The organism is Paenibacillus guangzhouensis (genome assembly GCF_009363075.1).
In the GTDB taxonomy this organism is placed as follows: domain Bacteria; phylum Bacillota; class Bacilli; order Paenibacillales; family Paenibacillaceae; genus Paenibacillus_K; species Paenibacillus_K guangzhouensis.
Window position 1 is genome coordinate 1,985,006 of record NZ_CP045293.1, and the last position, 19,323, is coordinate 2,004,328.

The following is a 19,323-nucleotide window of genomic DNA, read 5'->3' on the forward strand; positions in this document are numbered from 1 at the left end:
ACCTCTATGTTCAAGCCTTATCGCTCAAATATCTTCATTGCTTCCTTGAGACTTCCGGTTTCTGCGCCGAGCAATCGTTCGATATTACAGACTAAAGCAAATATTCGAGTCATGCGCTCCTCATTACTCATGGCAACCACATCATCATCAAATACGGTATTCGCATAAATCACGACCATTTCCATGCACTCATACGGGTACGGCGTATTGAACATTCCCTCCGCAATGCCCTCGCGGATGATTCCTGTGAGGATCGGCGGAACGCCATTGAAGATGAACTTTTGTATTTTCTGGTGCATTAACGCGTTCTGCGGCTTGTGGATATGATCCATAATGACATCGCTGCTCTCGCCGCTTAAATTCATCGCCAGGATGGTGCGAATCACACGTTCGACGACGGGAATGCTCTGGTCAGAGGCAATTTGCTGTGCTGCACCTAGAATCCGGTCGCTATACCGCTGGATCAACGCGTCCATAATATCCTCTTTCGACTTGAAGTGATAATACAGCGTCCCCCGTGCAATGCCCACTTTCTCGAGAATATCGTTTGTGCTTGTTCCATCAAAGCCCTTCTGACCGAATAGCGCATCCGCCGCGTCGAGGATTTCGTTCCTGCGCTGCTCAGCTTCTTTAACAACTCTCATTAATACATCCCCTCATCATAGACCGACTGTCTGTCGGTTTAATCTTAGCATATCTCCTTGCATTGTCAAGTTCACGTTGGAAAATGGATTGATATAAAAAGAGCTGCACCTCTGTTGTAGTATGATAAGCATTTTTCTATCATATTGAGCCAATCAAAATTAATCATTTCAAATGCATAAAAGCCCATATAACCCTATTTATAGGGCTATATGGGCTTGTCAGCAAGAGCTGTGTTGTGCTCCGAATGTTATTTTTCCACCGCTGCTTTCAGAATTTCGATCTTTTGCTTCTTGGATAGATCTGATGAAGTTGAAATACTGTATCCGAATTTACCGCCATCTTGCCAGAACATGTATTTAGGGAAGATATGCACGGGAAGATCATCGTCAAAGAATCCTTTTTCCTTGCTGCCATCAGCATCCACCATATACTTCGATAACGTCATCGTGTCTTCACCGTTTGTATACTTCAGCCGGATTGTTGCGGCCTCCTTCCAATCCATCTTTTTCACGTAAATCGGTTTTCCGCTATTTTTGCCTTCGATCCGTAGATCATCAATGAATTTCCCTTCTGTCGGACCTTCAATGATTGCTTTGGAGAACGTATAGCCTGCTGGCAGGTTGGAAGGCTGTTTCATGATGGCACCCTCTAAGGTTGAAGCCTTTTGTAAGTAATCTTCGTAAGATGAAAACTCATGCGCAGGTCCCCAGAAGCTTAGATCCAATCCGCTATTTAAATCCTTATATTTATGGTAGATGACATACGTGTCACCGGTTTCTTTGACCAGTTCCTTCACACGATTGAGCTCATTTTCGATGTACGCTTTTTCCTCTGCCGTTAGCGTTTTGGCTGCATCAGCAGCTTTTTTTGCAGCTTTCTCATATTCTTGTTGATATAACTCACGATCTACCTTAGATCCCATGAATTCCTCAGGGGAAGTGATATCTGATTGATGATTCCCTACGGATGCGGATATCGCTTGGCTCCCTGCATCTTTTTCCTTGGCATTAACCAGCGTCACGCAGCCAAGTGCCAGAATGATGGTCAATCCTAGAATGGAAAGACGATATGATTTTTTATTGAAATGTTTGATCATGATAAGTCTCCTTTTCATTTGTTTATGTGTTGCGGACAGGCCGGCAACGCCAGGCTGACGGCTGTCCCCCGAGAAGTGCTCCAGTACTTGGATGATCGTCTGCCCATATGCGTTATTTTGCTGCGGGCTCATTCGATTCAAGGCGAAGGCATCGCAGGCCATCTCTTGATCCTGCCTTGCTCTATGTACTGCAAGCCATACAAGCGGATTGAACCAGTGAAGAATCAATATCAAGTGCAGGAGCCAGTTAACGGCTACATCCCATCGACGAATATGAGCGAATTCATGCGCCAAAATAAATTGAAGCTGATCTTTGTGCAGTGTCTTCATCAAGCTTGGCGAGATGACGACCGCTGGCTTGCAGAATCCGACGACGGCAGGACCGGGCATGCGCTCGCTAGCAATAAACTGTACTTTGCGCTTCACGCCAAGCTGCTGCTGGGTCTCACGAAACAGAGCCGATAAAATAGGCGTCTGAATACGGCGACCTGTGCGCAATGCATGCTGCAACCGAAGTTGATCGTATATCGTTTTTGCGACCAGAAGAATTACACCCGCTAGCCATATTAGCACCAACACTTGGAGCAATCGCGTGGAAGTAATCTCATTCCAAAAGTTGCTCTCCTGCTTGCTTCCCGATGCATCAGCCACCGATACAGGTATTTTCGTGATCCGAGCGGCACTGCCGCTATTCTCCATCACAGAACCCATAACAAGTTCTTGTATCACGCTTGTTTTTTCAGGTGGATCCTGCATGTGCTCATGAATGCCAGGCATGATAGAGTCCAATGAGAATACATTGTACAGACTAAGAGAAGATTCCGGCGCCCAAGGAAGCAGCAAGCGGATCGCCACAGGCAGCCAGAGCAAATATTTCCACCTGGCCTCTAGCTTGTTTTTGAACAGGAATTGCAGAAGTAAGATCAGCAAGACTAAGATGCCCGCCATGAACGACCCGTTGATTAGCCACCCGAAGAATAACACGACATGTTCATATAGCATTGGACTCATTCGGATGCTCTCTTCCCTGGCTCCCTAATGCCGCCGTTATTGTCGAACAACGCCTTTAGATCTTCAATTTCCTGCGCGTTTAGCTTCTTGTCTTCCAGGAAATTAGCCAGCATCGGCTTGATTGCCCCACCATACAGCTTCTTCATAAAGCTCATTGTCTCGGAGCGCTGGTATTCTAGCTCACTGAATTGGGGATAGAATAATTGCTTGCGCTTCGAATGGTTGTCCAGTCTGGCGCCTGCCGCTTCCTTCTGTACCAATCGGCTGAGGAGCGTTCGGGTCGTATTCGGGTTCCAGCCCATGCGAACGCTCATTTGCTCTACAATTTCACTCGAAGGACAGTCCGGATTTAGCCATAATACCCGCATAATTTCGAGCTCTGCATCCGTGATGGATGGAATATGGTTCATACTAATAACCTCCAAATCTAACTTGCGCAGAATACATAGGATGTGACGAACGATGCTGCGCACGCTCGAGGCATTCTATCATTTCTTAATCGCTGCTTTTAGAATTTCGATCTTTTGATCTCTGGTAATATTGGATGATGTTGAAATACTGTATCCGTAATTACCGCCGTCTTGCCAATAAACGTATTTCGGATAGACATTCGCCGGCAGCTTATCGTCAAAGTAACCTTTCTTCTTTCTGTCCTTCGCATCCACAGTATATTTCGTGATAGCTAACGTATCTTCCCCGTTCGTGTACTCTAGACGCATGTCTCCGGATTCGTTCCAATCCATCTTCTTCATGAAGATCGGTTTACCGCTCTTCTTCCCTTCCACTCGCAAATCATCGATGAACTTGCCTCCCAAGGGACCTCCGATTCTCGATTTGGAGAAGGTGTAGCCTTCTGGCAGGTTGGAAGGTTCCTTCACGACAATCCCTTTTAAGGTTAATGCTTTCTGAAGATAATCGTCATAGGAAGCGTATTCCTTCGTCAACCCCCAATAGCTAAGATCAAGTCCGCTGTTGAGTGCCTTGTACTTATGATACAGGACATAGGTATCTCCTGTCTTCTCTACCAGATCCTTTACCTTTTTGATTTCTGCGTCAATCAACTTTTTTTCCTCTGCCGTTGGTGCTTTTTCGGCTGCTTTTTTAGCCGTCGTTTTCTGAGCTGGCTTCGAGGATGCCGCATCCACGACTAGGTTTATCGATGAACCCAGGAGCAGGATACTGCTTAGTGTTGCGATTGCTAATTTTGATGCTGTTCTCATTTGAATTACTCCTAACATGTTGTAAATTTAGACTACAGCTGTAGTTACAACTTAATACTACAACTGTAGTTTAATGTTGTCAACATGTTTTTCGTAATAAATTTAGATCCCTTGCTTTCCATCCAGCTTTTTAACGAAAACAAAAAAACCGCGAGAATCGCGGTTTATCGGATCGTCCAATGCCATAACAACGCTTGCTTTTCTACTTTTTTTACAAAATCGTCTTTTCCGTCACCATATGCCTCAATATCATTTGGATACTTCTGAGCGAGCATGCTCTTCAATTCCCCATAGTCTTTCACTACTTCAGGTTGATGGCACAAATAGTCCCTAAAAATAAGATGACGCTCGATTTCTTGGATATGATCGAACTGGAATGCATGTATCTGGTGTGTCCGGTTATCTCCGCCTTTACGGAAGTATCTACGTCCACGAATACCGAACTCACCCATCACTTCGTAACCTAGCTTCTCAAATGGTAGGGTGTAGTTATCCAATGCGTTGATGTCCGTCACGACGAGCAGGATATCAATAATGGGTTTCGCTTTCAGACCAGGAACGGCCGTACTTCCCATATGATAGCTATTTACGAGTACATCACTGAGGATTTCTTGAATTTCACGTTCCTCTTCCAGATACATCTCTCTCCAATGCGGATTATGTTCCACTACAATGATATTCATAGGTTCACCTCATTTCATTTCTTCATGATAGAATTTTCAATATACAAATATTGGTGGTAGATGTCAATGCATTGCTGAATTCAATCTAATCTGCCAATCAGGTGACATGTTGCGGTCCGACAATTATTATATAAAAAAAATAACTTGACCTTAGGTCTGACCTAAGGTGTATCGTTGAGATATTCCAAGCAGCAACCTTTAGGAGTGAACAGGATGAAGAGTGACATTACGATTAGTGAATTAGCCAAACTTATGAACGTGTCAGTACATCAAATTCGTTATTTCGAAGAGAAAGGCGTTCTTCAGCCCTCTTATACAGATCATAATCTATACCGCATGTATGACATGGAGCAAGTATACCAGTTAGCCCATATTCTAATGCTTCGCAAGCTAGGGGTTTCCGTTCAATCGATTCAGGAATGCATGGCTTCCTTTTCAGCGGATCATTATCAACAACTCTTGCATGCTTCCCTACGTGATATCGATTCCGAAATGAAGCGTCTTAAAGAGCTGAAGCAATTCATTCACAAAGTTCTGCAGGAACAAAAAAATTTGGGGGCCCAGTCCAACCCGTATCAAATCAAGCGACGAGACACCTCCTATTTGAAGCAATGGATGGAGATGGATGTCAAAGCGAAGCTTACGGCCAAACGACTAGCAGAACAAACGGAGCGTATTCCGAACCTGTTCGAGCTGGACGTTCATTCGATCTATGACGGGTCTAACCTCGTTCATTTGTGCGTAGAAACGGATGCGACTCGCAGCGATTTTTCATTGCCTGAGGGGAATTACTTATCGATGCAGTGCCTCATTCATGAAGATGATGAGCTTGAACAAATCATTAGCCAGTTTTATGACCATGCTGCCGCCGAATCATATGTAACCACGGGCCCCTTAATCCTAATCGAAAAATCATATCTATCTTTATTTAGCAACAACAAGCTTCATTACGAACTCCAAGTCTTGATTGAATCGGACGCTGATACCGAAGGAGTGAATGTTCATGGCGGCGGCACCGATAACGATTGATCTCATGCAGGAGAAGTACAATACGCCGGTCGGACGATTGCTCGTTCATGGCTTTCGTGGGAAATTCCAACATCGTACACCTTTGAGCGATGATGAACTTGCGCTTTTTTTTGAGAAGCTGCTCTATCACTATCCTTCTGAACCATCAAGTCGAAGGATCGTCGCACTGCTGGAGGGAGAAATTATCGGAACGATGTCCATCAAATGGAATTCAAATCCAGCTATCAAGCCTATCAAGAAAAAGCTGATATCGCTCAGAAAATATGACTTCTTAGGGAAATGGAACGTGTGTAAACTATTCTTCGGACTGTCTTTATTAGACCATAAACCGCAAGTTGGTGAATGTTATATCGCAGACGTTGTTGTCCATCCAGATCATCGCAGCAAGGGGGTTGGACGATTGCTATTGGAATGGTCGCAGCAATTCGCCCAAGCAGATCCGAAGTTCAATCGGTTAAGTCTGCACGTGGCAGGTGCAAACCCCCGAGCCAGACAACTATATGAGCAATTTTCTTTCCAGACGTGTACACAAAAAAATAGTATTATGCGCCACCTCATGTTCAATGAATTGAAATGGATCTATATGGTGCAGACCTTAAGCCAGAAGAGTTTCCGTGAAGGAGAACTACGATGAGAAAGAAAATTAGGAATGTTCTGCTATGTGTCGTCCTCCTACTGGTCTGTGCAGGGGTTTATATTTTGAAACAAAACAGCTTTGATATGGCTGAGCAAGCTGTCGAAATTCAGACGCCGCAAGGCAAATTGACCGGCACGCTTGTGCTGCCTACAAACTACACGAATAAGCTGGGACTTGTATTATTTATTCATGGCGACGGCCCCATTGACGCATCCCACGATGATGGATACAAGCCGTTATGGGAACGGTTAGCTTCCCTTGGTTACGCCTCGTTATCCCTGAACAAAAGAGGGTTAAATGGCTCGGAAGGCAATTGGCTGCATCAGAGTATCGATGACCGTGTGGAAGAAGCCCGTCAAGCAATTGCATGGGCCAAAACGCAGCCGATGATTGACAAGGAACAAATTGGTGTATGGGGAGCGAGCCAAGCGGGCTGGGTGATTCCAAAGCTAGCTAAGAAGGAACCACTCGCATTCAGCCTTATTCTATCCCCTGCTATTAATTGGATTACACAAGGACAATTTAATGGACGTAAGCAAATGGAGCAAGATGGATTTTCTGAAGCGGAGATTCGAGATAAAGAGCAGTACGATCGGCAAGTGCTCAAACTGTTAGAGGACCGTGCTTCCTATGAAAAGTATGCGGAAATCGCTCGTGAGCGTAACCTCATGTCGAAAGACAGATGGACGTTCGTTACCCAAAATTTCATGTCGGATGCCACGGATGATCTTCGTCATTTCAATTCTCCCGTACTCTTAATGCTGGGGGAAAATGATATCAACGTGGATGTGAAGGAGACTGAACAAGTCTATCGTGAAATAGTAAAGCCAAATCTGCTTACCGTAGCCGTCTTCCCTGATGCCGATCATTCCATGCTAAGTAAGAAAACAGCGAATTCCAATCTACGTGCCATCCTCATTAGTCTCTTCGTGCCCAGACAAATTACGATACCGGGATATATGGATGAAATAGAGCGGTTTCTCCGTTCTATAGCACGAGATAAAAAGTAATATCACATCATAAAAAAACGCCACATTGGCGACGTCTCGTGTGTGTATGTTCTTTTGTTCAGGGTAATTTCTTGACGAGTTTCTTTGGTCTTTCAGGTCTCCACGCTACTAGCATATCGGCCGCTCCGCAGGCCTGATTGACTACTGCAAGATGCTCGTCCATCACTTCCCACATCCAACGGTCTTGACCGATGGATCGGAGTATCCCACGCTCTGTGCTTCCATTGATCCAATCACGCAAGGGCTGGTCTCCCATTTTCATTAGCAAATGGTGTTCATTTAGCAAATTGTATGGATAGACCATTCTTAGCATGCTTTCTATGTATTGACTTTGCCTATCATACAATCCATGATTTGCGTGTTTAAATGCAAATCCATCCTCAAACGGGAAAATGAAGGTACCATTGTCACCCGCCGCATAATGAAGCGCAGCTGTCAATTTATTAGCTGTATAGATTATTCCGTATGGAACGTCAAGGCGCTCTGCCGTTATGCCAAGCCAATTCGACATAGCACGATGGACATCATCAGACTTCATATCGACATGCGCCGCAAGATGTGGCAAGCGTCCAAATTCGCCTGACTGACAGGTGAAAGCCGCATCCCATGGTAATGTCCCCCGCTGCTGGCTATATATCCAGAACGAAGAGACTTGTTCGCACTTGATCCTTTCGTAAAGCTCCTCACAAGACACCTCGAAAATGTCATGATCCCCTTCGTGGTCTCCATCGCTTAATAATGCGTAATAGCTGGCTCCTGTATATGGTTGTCCAATGGAATCAAAAAAAGACTTCCCGGCTTGGAAAGCATCCATTGGATGGATATGACTGGTGCCGTAAAGTGCAACCCCTGTACACAACATAATACACCTCCTTTTTTTCGCAAAAAACTTACTCAGAATTACATGATCAACACCTCATTCTCATTGACTTGGTCATTTGGTATAACTGCTTACTAACAATTGTCTCTTACGATAGACTATTCGATGTTGTTTCGGCCAGCCCGTTAGGTTCAATCGGTTTGCTTAACCAATGTTCATCGGTTTGAACGTGATTCTTACGGACGAATTTGGCCACGGATCGTTTGAATTCCTCATACGGAAAAGCGGAAGCCAGCCTCACAACAAATCCTTCCTGTTCACCACCACAACGGGAATGCATGGTATAACACGCCTTAGCTGCCTCTTCGCTCCAGACCCCACGGTACAGCACTGGAACCGTAGCTAAATGGAGATTCGACGCCCATTCCACCGTTTCATCCCAGGAGAGACAGATATTCTGCTCATTCCATACCGAGAACAACATGAAGTAGCTTGGCAGTGCATCGTAATATAGCGAATGCTTCGCGAACACGTTCTCTCCGCATAGTCGGTACCCTTCCGGAATCAGGTATTTCATCCCGCCATGCAGCGTCTTTACGTAATGCCTGGACGGATGATCTTTACTATCGAGCGATCTGGCATGAATGAAATTCGGATACATTGTTGTATTCTCCCCATCCATCTTCTCGGTAATGACCACCTCCTGCCCCGCAAAATGATCGGTATTCCGCAAAATTTTATCATCGTCGGTATATCCCCGCGACCACGGCAGATGCATCGTTTTTGGATATTTCATTTTCATCGTATCACCTCTTTATTTGGCAAATGTATCGGCCTCAGCGAAAAAGTAAAGCTCTGCCAGCATTTGTTCGCCAAGCAAATGATAAATTCGAGACGCCCCTGCATCCCCGCCATGTAAAATCTCCATGTGGAAGCTCACCATGTTCACAACATGCAGAATAAACTCATCGTCATAGCCCAACTCTTTGAGCACATGACAGGCAATGGAAGCAGACACATGTTCATGCCCAAAATACGAATAGTAACCACGCGCCTCCTTCCACACCTTGCAGAACGGTTTGCCTGCATCGTGGAACAAAGCTGTAAGCTGCATGATCAGCAAATGATCACCTTCATAGAAAGCATTGATATACTCCAATACGGCAAAGGTATGCTCGGATAAAGTCTTGGAATGATGGGGATTCTCTTGATCAAATCCCAGCATCACCTGGAAATGTGGCGACCCGGCTAAATAGCTGAATAGCTCATCATGGCTTGGGCTCGCTGCAAGAAGCTCCTCGAGCTCGGATCGCTCTAACCCAGCAGGTACGGGAGCATGAACAAGGTGCAGATGCCGAAATCCTTCACCAAGTACGGGAAACTCGGTATTTCTGGCAAATTTGGTTAGCACCTTATCGTCGATCCGTCGTTTACGGGCTAAAATCCGTTCTCTCGCCAACTCATAGGGTGTGTCGAATACATGGCATTCGACGGGAACATCTTGAAATCGTTTAAGGAGCTTGAGTCTACGGTCACGGCTGACATTCGTTGCGTCAAAAACGACATTTCGGCCTGACCCAAGAGCCTGCTCCATCTCGGCAAAAGCTCTGTCAAATACAAGATACGTGTTTTTTTGTTTTGACTCGCTCCCGAACAATTTTTCCCGAATGGCATCCGTCGACACAAGTACCGCTCGTTCTCGCTTGCACAGCTCTTTCGCATAGTGGCTTTTGCCGCTGCCTGGAATACCAGCCAGCATATGAATAACACTCATAGATATCACCTCCTTTCAGTACGCGATAATTATCATACGTAGCGTGAATCAACATGTTTCGCGCATATGACCAGTATAGGGGTGAAATCCGTGAAACGCATGGGACTATGGATGCATTCCCAATTGGTTCCACGTACGAATCAACCAATCTGAGAACAATTCTTTCTCCTCGAACTGCGGATAATGGGCTGATTTCTCGAAAGTGATGAAATCTTTTACAGGTGCTCGTAACGTATCGAAATAGGCTCTGGCTGCATGAGCGGATGTCATATAATCGTATCGACCCATGACGAAATAGACAGGGATATCAACGTGGTTCACGAGTTCTGTAATAGGATACTTACGCTCTTCATCCAGTAAGATCTTCTGCGATAGTGCCACCCCTTGCAAATAACGAATCACATCCAATAAATTGTACTCCCGATTCCACAAGAAACCGGAATAATAATCCCGGTTATCATCAATGAGCCTTGCCGCTCCGCCATATTTGCGGACTTGAGACCGCGGCGTCAGCGCTTCGCCTCGCTCGATTGGACCTCTAAGAGATTCTAGCAACGCTATATCCTCAGCATGACCTGCTCGCTTCGCTTGTTCAATTGAATAATTCAGACTGTCGATTTCACTCACCTTCGGATCTGCAACCTGTCCAATTCCAATGTATGCCGTGAATTTGTCTGGCGCCTTCGCCGCGGCCTTCATTCCAATATAGGTTCCGTAGGAATGGCCGATCAGCAGCACTTTCTCTTGTCCGACCTGAGTTGTAACGTAATCCGTTAATGCAAGCAGGTCGTCGACGAGCAAGTCTGCGCTAAGATTCGAATAATCTTCTCCAAAATGATAGGACTTCCCGCTCCCGCGTTGATCATAATGCACAATGGTGAAATGTTGTTCCAACTCACGCTGATATTTACGCACATAAGGAATTTCGGAGCAACCCGGACCTCCATGCACGAACACGACGATCGGATTGCGTCGATCTACGCCTCGAATCATAATGGCATGTTTCGTGCCATTGATCTCAATCTGCTCTAATGAGCTGATGCTGTGTTCACCAGCAATACTTGGCGTCCACGTCGGGAAGATCATTCCGATTCCGATCAGCAGACTGAGGACGATAATGATGATTTTTACTGCCTTGATGACCTTTTTCCTACGCAATGGACGACTCCTTTAACATTTGGTAGTTACTAGATAAGCACGATGCTGATCCAGGAACTGTAGAATAGCTTCATTAACTTGGACAGGGGATTCTCTTAGCATATGAGGCCGGTGACTCCCGTTCGGGATAACAAGATACCGTGATCCCCTAACAATTGATGCCAGTCGTCGGACGCGTTCTTCGCCAACAAATGGATCATGCTCCCCCGTGATGAATAACGTAGGACACGAAATGCTGCCGAGCTGGTCCAGCGTAAGCTGAGGATATCGCCGCCAATCTTCAGCTGACTGTCTCATGAACTCCTCCCAGTCTCCTCGATGTGCTTCTTCATGTCTCTCCTTCATCTGTTGAATCATCTCATGCATGTTATGCTCGATCAGCCATGACGGCTCGAACTCTTCAACCCCAGTCGGATCACAGAATCCACTCGTCCCAATCGTCGTAAGCGCAGCAACTCTCTCGGGATGATTCACGGTGAGATAAATCCCGACATTCGCCCCCAAACTGTAACCTATTAAATGTGCCGAGCGAATATCCAAGTGATCCATGAAATCTAAGATGTCATCTGCGATCTGCGGTGTAGACCAGGCAAGGCTATCACACCTTGTTCTCCCGTGACCTCTAAAATCGGGAAAGTAGCAGGTATACTTTCTTTGAAGATCCAACATTTGATTCGAGAAGGCGAGAATTCCGCGTGAATAACCGCTGTGCAAGAAGATAACTGGATCCCCATACCCCATTTTCTCATAATACATGTCCACATCATTCATCTTTGCATATGGCATTCGACTATCCCCAATCCATAATTGATCTCCAACTATAATCCTCGTACGTTCCTTTTCTACATCCTTCCTTATTTTCCCTTCATACAAAAAAACGCCATCCAAATAAGTATTGGATAGCGTCATGTTATTTCGAGTCACGCGATTAAGGGTTCGTTGACCACAGTCCAGCATGTTTTAAGACGACACGTGGATGAAGTTTGAGCTGTGCAACCATGAGTTCTGCTAAATCTTCGGCTTGCATCACTTTTTCAGGATTACCGTCTGTTAAGTTCAGCTCGACAGCCATATCGGTTGCAACCGTACTTGGCGTTAACGTCGTCACGCGAATATTTTTCTTACGCACTTCAAGCATTAAGGACTCACTTAAGCCGATAACGGCAGCTTTGGAAGCCGAGTATGCACTTGTAATCGGAGCACCTTTTTGACCCGCTGTGGATGAGATATTAATGATGTCGCCTGTGTTGCGCTCGATCATTTCCGGCAATACAGCACGTGTTGTGTAGTATACGCCCTTTACATTGACATCGATAATGTTGGTCCATTCTTCGGGCGTCAATTCCATGAAGCCTCCGAATTTAGAGATGCCAGCATTATTGACAAGAATATCGATCGCCCCAAGCTCGCTCCGAATGGATTCAACTGCTCTTGTAATCGAGTCCAAATCCGCAACATTCGCGGCCGCGATGGCTACCTTTACATCATACGATTTCAACTCTTCTGCGACTTGTTGTAAATTATCTAGTGTACGACCGACGAGACCAACGTGAATCCCCTCTTGCGCAAAAGCAATCGCTGTTGCACGTCCAATCCCACGCCCTGCTCCTGTAATTAACGCTACTTTTCCTGCGATGGTTTGCATGGTTCTCACTCCTTTGTATGTAATAACTCTATTCTAAACGAAATCGGGTACATTAAACAAACCAGATAGCCAGTCATGAAGTTGCCCCCAACATACAAGAAGGTAATCAGATTCGTATTAATCAAAAAAAATGTTGCCTTCGAGTTTACTCGAAGGTATATACTTTGTTCATGGAAAATCTATTAAACATTCGACAAGTCGCAGCTGTTACAGGTCCTTATGAGACCGAAAACTCCTTAGTAAGCACAGTGATTAAGGGGATGGTTGCATAGAAGCTAGACATAATGACTAATCCCGCAAAAAACAAAATTAAAATAATGAAAGAATAAGGTCGATCTGTTGTATCTAACGGCTTCATTCATGTAATCTCCTGCAAATATTAACGATGCAATTGAATGAAAGCCGTCGAGTGGATTCGGCAGCTTTCGTCGGGAGCTTTGTGTTGTTTACAGTATTCTTTCAGATATGAATACGTAAACTTACTCAGATATCACAGATTCATAATGTCTATAATTAAATCAAAAAAATAGCTTTCATATGCCGCTAACTCTATCCCTCCCCTCTTTTCAGCTTGAATCAAACATTCGCGGATTTAATATGTCTATAATATCCTTGATAATACTCATGTGTCAACCCTCTATTTTTTATTGCAAAATCAAAAAGAAGCGCTCTCTTGGTCGCTTCTTTTTTCTTAATGCGCATTAAGTATCACGCTTATCTAATTCACCGTCACTATGCTTCTCGTCAAATAATGCCTTCAGATCCTGAATTTCCTCTGCATTAAGCTTCTTGTCCCTTAAGAAGTTGGCCAGCATGGGCTTCAAGGCGCCGCCATACAGCTTTTTCATAAACGATTTGGTTTCGGTACTTAGATACTCTTGCTCGCTAATGATCGGATAGAACAGAAAGTTGCGTTTGGAACCCTCCTCTTGCTTCGTTCCTGCCGCTTCTTTTTGAACCAATCGATTGAGCAGCGTCCGGGTCGTGTTCGGGCTCCACCCCATACGATCAGCCAATTGCTTAACGACCTCGCTGGAGGGACAATTCGGATTAACCCACAGCACGCGCATCACTTCCAGCTCTGCATCCGTAATGGGCGGTATTTGTTTCATGGAAGACTCCTCCAAATTAAGTGGCTACAACTACATACGTAGATATATGACATGCTACAATCGTATTTCCGTGTTGTCAACATAAAAAACCGCCTCACAGAAAACTCCTGTGGAGCGGTTATGCTGAACAAATGAAAATTAATGGATCTGTTGATAAATTCGATACAACATCACGGCCGCATCGACCCGCGTCACCGATTCCTTCGGAAGCAGCACGCCATTCTTGGCTTCGATAATCTGGTCACGTACCAATGCCGCAACATCCGACTTGGCATAGGCTGCAACTTGTGCTGCATCGGCGAATGAATCAAGTTCTGAAGCGAGACCCTGCTTAGAAATAACTTCGGCTTCATACAGCGCTCTCGCCGTCAGGACGATCATATCTTGTCTAGTGATCCATCCTTGCGGGTTGAATCGATTATCGCCTATTCCAGCAGTTATTCCGAGTGCTCTGGCAATGCCGATCGCGTTATACTGATCAGCGTTCTGGTCGACATCCGAGAAATTCGCTTTGAACTCCGCTTGCAACCGCAGCAATTTTACTAACAACGCTACAAATTCCGCTCGCGTGAGCTTTTTGTTCGGCTCGAACTTGGATGCTGAAGTACCTGGCATGATGCCAGCCGATGCTAAACCTTCGATCGCTTCCTTAACCGATTTATCATTATTGTCAATATCAACGAACTGGATCTTCTCAGTCTTCGGCGTATCCGTTTCTACCTTCGGTGTTGTAGTGACCGGGCTTGTGGTTGTGCCGCCGACTGACCCCGTACCCCCAGTTTCTGAGCTTTGTTTTAACGTGGTAATCACTCTAACGTTGCTTATCTTGGAGGTGTTCCCTGCCGCATCCACCGCAACTACGAAATATCGGTACGTGGTGGCAGCTTTCAGTCCTGTATCTTTAATCTCAGTTTTTGTTGTCGTCATGATTTCGACATCATCCCGGAAAACCTTGTATCCGACGACGCCAACATTATCCGATGCAGGTGTCCATCTCAGTTCGATGGCAGAACTGGATACCGCTTCACCGCGCTCGATCGTCGGCGCCGTTGGCGCTACATCATCCACAATGGACGGCGTCCACCAATTCCCTGATACGACAATCATGCTAAGCAGGCGAAGATTATTACTGAAGTACAGCTCGTCTTCTGTAGCAGCCGCCGTATTATAGTCCCATAGTCGATTCAGCCATGTCTGATTCGAAGCATCGATCATCGCGCTCACCATCATTGGGGCAGAGAACGAAATGTCCTCGTAATCTTCCAATGCTGTCGAGCCATCCAACTTATAGCCAGCCCGAATCTGCTTCGGATCTTGCTTCGTCTTCTCTTGAATCCAACGATTAATAGCACTGAGTTGCGCTTTCGCGCGGGTATCTCCAGTAATCAGATAATCTGTACCGATTCGCCATGGTATACGGGATGAGTTGTAGCTGTAATCACCATCCGTCTCCGATTCCAAGAACATTGGTTCTGCCGGTACGTAGCGGTTACCATCTTTTACAACAAAGTCAGGAAGCAACCCCGCCAACGGGCTATAATTCTCATGCATGCTGCGAATAATGTTATACGTTGCATCTATGACCTGATCCCAACGCGTATCCCCCGTTACGTTGCGATAATCTTTCAAGTGCTGCAGCATAAAGTCGGATGAGCGCGTCGCCTTGCCATATTTCGGATCGCTATCCGTCGCCCAATCCGCAATCTTCAACGTCCACTCCGTATGGTTGACTTCGCTTTGCATAATCGCATTCATGACTTTCTTCGCTTGCTTCAAATAATCTATTTCGCCGTTGCTCCCCCATTGACTGTTTGCGAGCAAGAGCGCATATGCAATGTCCATATCACCATCCGTCGCAGAGTCGACGCCGTTAATGTCCTTAATTTCGGTTCCCGTATCGGCTTGCTGCCAAGCCATCAGGTCTGGGTTGATCTCACTTGGGTGTGCTCTGAAGTAGCGATACAAGCTATCAAAATAATGCTGCGCCTTCGGATCATGCCCTGCCATCAGTGCGGTAATCAACATCCCGTACCCATGCGCTTCCGATACCGTAATTTCATTCTCTTCGAACCAATCGCCGTCACTATACCAGACATAATATTGACTTGGATCATACGGGTTCTGCTTTAAGTACTTTGACTTCCATTCGTCATATAACCTGGCTACCGTTTTGTCCATTTCCGCTTGGGTGACATGGTTCGGTTTAATCGAACTCCCTGCATAAGTCGTATGCTGCGGGAATGCTTTATGCGGTCCTTCGCCTGTCGGCAACGGACTTGTCTTCACCTGTACCGTATTGCTATCAAGTGATTCCAACCCCTCCGCATTATAAGCCTTCACAACGTACCGATATGCCGTAGCTGGGCTCAGTCCGGTATCGCTAAATGACAATTCTTTTGTTGTTCCTACCTTCTTGCCATCGCGATATACATGATAACCTGAGGGCATTAACGTTCCTGCAGAAGCCGTCCAGCGCAGATTTATTTGGAAAGGCGAGATCACGATGCCTTGTAGGTCTGTTGGTGCAGAAGGCGGTTCATTCTCAATCGGACCTTCGAGCGTATTGACCTCAACAGGATTCGAATTCATTCTCGTTCCGACGGCCTTAATGATCAGGTCATATTTCTTCTTCGGATCGATATTTTCTAGCTTGAAGCTATACGTTGTTTGTCCTTCCACCACCGGGACATACTCGCTCCAGTGAGCTTTAACTTTGTCACCCTTCTCGTAGATTCGAAAACCACGAATCGGTTCTTTGCTGGCAGAAGGCATCGTCCAGGAAAGGGTAGCACTAGAACCAAGAAGCTTAACAGCCGCATGCTCTACCGGATCGGGCTTCCCATCGGTGCGTTTGATCCCATACTTGTCGTACGCGAATAATCCATTGCCTACCGTTCCTGGCTTCCCTTCATCCTCTTCGGCTGCGGTATAGGCTGTAAACTGAAGTACCTGCGGTGAGACGGATACATCCGTGAACATTTTTTTCTCCGGCTGCTCATCAATCGCCGCGAAATAATCATCATACGGAATCGGATTCCCGTTTTCATCTAATTTTTCGCGCGGCTCGCCATTCTCGTCCAGTTCGTATTGATTATTCTTAAAATAGAACTTATTGCCGAAGGCATTCGACATGAGATACACCGTGCCTTTCGGGTTGACGGCATTGCCTTCGCTATCAAATTCCAATTGCTCCTTCGGAATTACTTCATCGTTATACATTTGGAACGATCTCATGTACATATGGTCATGTGCTTCGAATACCAGATCGATGCCCATCTCGTCAAAGGCAGGGATGAGATACTTTTTGTAAAATTGGACACGATCGTCCTCCCATTGCGCGGAGTTATCTCCTGCCGCATACGGGCTTTTGTGAAAAGCCACAAACTTCCACTTCTTATCGCTTTTCGCAACGGCGTTCTTCATCCAGGCAACTTGATCCCAGAATTGCTCATCCGCCCACTCAACGTCTTTACCATTCTCCGCGAGCGCGCCTTGATATTGCGAGTTGAATACGAGATAGAGCGCGTCACCATATTCGAACGAATAAACCGATCCTTCATGTGTATCCGCGACGACTTGTTTTGGCAGGTTGAAATGGTTGTAGAAGTTATTATTCGGCGTCGTCTCATCCCCATCATAATCCTGCACCTCATGGCCGCCGAGAACCGGAACGTATGGAACCTGCAACAACTCCTTCTGTGCTGCGCCCAGCATCCATTGCCATTGTTCTTCTAAGTCACCGTTATCTACTAAGTCCCCGGCGCTGATCAGAAATTTAGGGGCTCCGATATAATCAATCGCCTTTCTGAACGTATCCGCCCACGGTTCAAATTCAGCTTTACTCGAAGCTTGAGAATCTGAACCCGCAATAAAGCGGTAAGACTGGTGATCAGACGTATCGGTCGTAAATGAGCCAATCGAGCTCCATGCCGTTCCATTGCCGACACGGAAGTTATATGCCGTTCCCGGGATCAATTTATCTGCTATCGCTTTATGGCTAATAAATTTCGAGCGTGTCTGGCTCGTTCGATCCCCTTTCGCTATGAAGGTATCGATCACTTCACCATGACCTGTATACGTCGTGAACCCTGTCTTAGGAAATACACCGCCTTGTACGGCGGAAGCTTCCACGACTTGAACGACCGTATCTGTCATCTGATCGGTATACCAAGCCAATGCGATACTTGTCTTTGGATCACCGTTGAAGGTCATATTCACTGATTTCGGTATGAACGGAGAGTCTTGCGTCGTAAAACTCCAAGATATATCCCGAATTAGGGGGATCTGATCTTCTTCCCCTTGAATCAGTTCCTTCGGTATAGAGACGGTATATGTTTTGCCGTAATCGAATACGGGATGGTTAATTTGTAATGTATGATGGTTGATGATTTCAGGTGAGACGCCTTGCAAGATGTTGTTCTCGTTGTCCTTGATCGTAATGGCATGTCCTTCATGCAGTACGATGTTTTTACTGAATTTGACTAAGATCTGAGCATCGACAGAGGTATTCTCTGTTCCATTTTGAGGGGATGTGTACAAATCAATCGTAGGCACTTCGATACCGCTGCCTTCCAATCGTTCACCCTTCACACGAATGTCCTTGATATAACTGGACCCGCCTGCTCCGACTTCAGTGTTATCTGTGGTGTTTGTTGGTACATTCGAAGCCATCATCCATCGAATAAATAATAATGGCTGATCATCAGCAGCTTTCGGAAGAGGTGTATCCACTAATTTACAGTTACCACAGCTATAGTTACCTCTTTCGAGCGTAACATCTTTCATTATCGTCCACGATGCTCCATCATGGCTGATTTCGACTTTGAAGTCGCGCGGTCCCGAGCCTGAAGACTTTTGCATTGAGGACAACGTGATGTCCCGGAACCCTTTGGTCGAGAGCGTAGCCAGCCAGTATTTACTGCCTGCCCCTCGATCCCAGCCTTGATATTGCAGTCCTTCATCACTGACATATTCGAATTTGGGACCACCAACAGCACGAAGGGTCGAAGCCGCTTGATATGCCCCATAGGTGGCTGAGACGACACCTTCATGGCCAGCATCCTTGATATCCCACGACGCGATTATTACCTTGTCTGCCGTAATTCCTTCATCATCGATTTCATTCGCCGACACGGTTCCTACGGCTTGAAACGGTAATAACATGAGGACTAACCAAATAACTACGAATCTGTGAAACCTTTTTCGCAAAGAACGATAGGTTGGCACGCCATTCCCTCTTTCCTATTCAAATAGATTCATATGAGAAATTATTATGTATTGAGGCCAATGTTGCGGGAAAAGAAACTTAAAGACATTAATGGAAGGTTCATAGAGGATTATCTTCGACAGGGAAAAATCATAATCTTTGCATGCGTTTATAAATCGAGGTTGAAAATTTAGCGTATCATACCACGTCCCTTCGCCAATTTCCGGATATGATTCATTCGAGCAAAAGTTAAAGCGCTTTAACTTTTGAAAATATT

General features: G+C 45.7%; 16 protein-coding genes. 3 read left to right on the plus strand and 13 right to left on the minus strand.

Annotation, left to right across the window (positions count from 1 at the left end; all coding sequences use genetic code 11):
• Positions 1-17: 17 nt before the first annotated feature.
• The 5 genes from GCU39_RS09000 to GCU39_RS09020 all read right to left on the minus strand — a co-directional run bounded on the left by GCU39_RS09000 (position 18) and on the right by GCU39_RS09020 (position 4,655).
• Positions 18-644: a TetR/AcrR family transcriptional regulator gene (locus GCU39_RS09000; RefSeq protein WP_152393205.1), complete on the minus strand. Its 627-nt coding sequence runs from the start codon at positions 642-644 to the stop codon at positions 18-20.
• 248 nt (positions 645-892) lie between these two features.
• Positions 893-2,752, minus strand: a complete 1,860-nt coding sequence (locus tag GCU39_RS09005) for a M56 family metallopeptidase (RefSeq protein WP_152393206.1) — start codon at positions 2,750-2,752, stop codon at positions 893-895.
• Positions 2,749-3,162: a BlaI/MecI/CopY family transcriptional regulator gene (locus tag GCU39_RS09010; RefSeq protein ID WP_152393207.1), complete on the minus strand. Its 414-nt coding sequence runs from the start codon at positions 3,160-3,162 to the stop codon at positions 2,749-2,751. Before GCU39_RS09010 ends, GCU39_RS09005 begins: the two co-directional genes overlap by 4 nt.
• A gap of 78 nt (positions 3,163-3,240) precedes the next feature.
• Positions 3,241-3,972, minus strand: a complete 732-nt coding sequence (locus tag GCU39_RS09015; protein ID WP_152393208.1) for a hypothetical protein — start codon at positions 3,970-3,972, stop codon at positions 3,241-3,243.
• Between the two features lie 164 nt (positions 3,973-4,136).
• A complete protein-coding gene (locus GCU39_RS09020) occupies positions 4,137-4,655 on the minus strand; it encodes a GrpB family protein (protein WP_152393209.1) in 519 nt (172 codons plus the stop codon).
• A gap of 213 nt (positions 4,656-4,868) precedes the next feature.
• Here GCU39_RS09020 and GCU39_RS09025 point away from each other — a divergent pair, with 213 nt between their 5' ends.
• The 3 genes from GCU39_RS09025 to GCU39_RS09035 are packed head-to-tail and all read left to right on the plus strand — an operon-like array spanning position 4,869 to position 7,331.
• Entirely contained in the window at positions 4,869-5,684 is an 816-nt protein-coding gene (locus GCU39_RS09025) for a MerR family transcriptional regulator (RefSeq protein ID WP_152393210.1), read from the plus strand.
• The gene (locus tag GCU39_RS09030; RefSeq protein ID WP_152393211.1) at positions 5,659-6,318 is read left to right on the plus strand and encodes a GNAT family N-acetyltransferase; all 660 of its coding nucleotides are present in this window, start codon (positions 5,659-5,661) and stop codon (positions 6,316-6,318) included. The genes GCU39_RS09025 and GCU39_RS09030 overlap by 26 nt, the downstream gene beginning before the upstream one ends.
• Complete coding sequence (locus tag GCU39_RS09035) at positions 6,315-7,331, plus strand: alpha/beta hydrolase family protein (protein WP_152393212.1); 1,017 nt, start codon at positions 6,315-6,317, stop codon at positions 7,329-7,331. Before GCU39_RS09030 ends, GCU39_RS09035 begins: the two co-directional genes overlap by 4 nt.
• Positions 7,332-7,389: 58 nt before the next feature.
• On the opposite strand, the gene GCU39_RS09040 is transcribed toward GCU39_RS09035, so the two are convergent.
• The 8 genes from GCU39_RS09040 to GCU39_RS09075 form a co-directional block, all read right to left on the minus strand.
• The gene (locus GCU39_RS09040) at positions 7,390-8,193 is read right to left on the minus strand and encodes a hypothetical protein (protein ID WP_152393213.1); all 804 of its coding nucleotides are present in this window, start codon (positions 8,191-8,193) and stop codon (positions 7,390-7,392) included.
• A gap of 106 nt (positions 8,194-8,299) precedes the next feature.
• Entirely contained in the window at positions 8,300-8,953 is a 654-nt protein-coding gene (locus GCU39_RS09045) for an RNA ligase family protein (protein WP_152393214.1), read from the minus strand.
• 12 nt (positions 8,954-8,965) lie between these two features.
• Positions 8,966-9,925, minus strand: coding sequence for an AAA family ATPase (locus tag GCU39_RS09050; protein ID WP_152393215.1), 960 nt, complete (start codon positions 9,923-9,925; stop codon positions 8,966-8,968).
• Positions 9,926-10,030: 105 nt separating this feature from the next.
• Positions 10,031-11,083 carry an alpha/beta fold hydrolase gene (locus GCU39_RS09055; protein WP_227793505.1) on the minus strand — a complete coding sequence of 351 codons (1,053 nt, stop codon included), beginning with the start codon at positions 11,081-11,083 and terminating at the stop codon, positions 10,031-10,033.
• Between the two features lie 12 nt (positions 11,084-11,095).
• Positions 11,096-11,869 (minus strand): alpha/beta fold hydrolase, encoded by a 774-nt coding sequence (locus GCU39_RS09060; RefSeq protein WP_152393216.1) that lies wholly within the window; start codon positions 11,867-11,869, stop codon positions 11,096-11,098.
• Positions 11,870-12,011: 142 nt separating this feature from the next.
• Entirely contained in the window at positions 12,012-12,728 is a 717-nt protein-coding gene (locus GCU39_RS09065; protein ID WP_152393217.1) for a 3-ketoacyl-ACP reductase, read from the minus strand.
• Between the two features lie 701 nt (positions 12,729-13,429).
• Positions 13,430-13,840 carry a BlaI/MecI/CopY family transcriptional regulator gene (locus GCU39_RS09070; protein WP_152393218.1) on the minus strand — a complete coding sequence of 137 codons (411 nt, stop codon included), beginning with the start codon at positions 13,838-13,840 and terminating at the stop codon, positions 13,430-13,432.
• A gap of 138 nt (positions 13,841-13,978) precedes the next feature.
• Positions 13,979-19,003, minus strand: coding sequence for a glycosyl hydrolase family 8 (locus GCU39_RS09075; RefSeq protein WP_152393219.1), 5,025 nt, complete (start codon positions 19,001-19,003; stop codon positions 13,979-13,981).
• Positions 19,004-19,323: the final 320 nt, after the last annotated feature.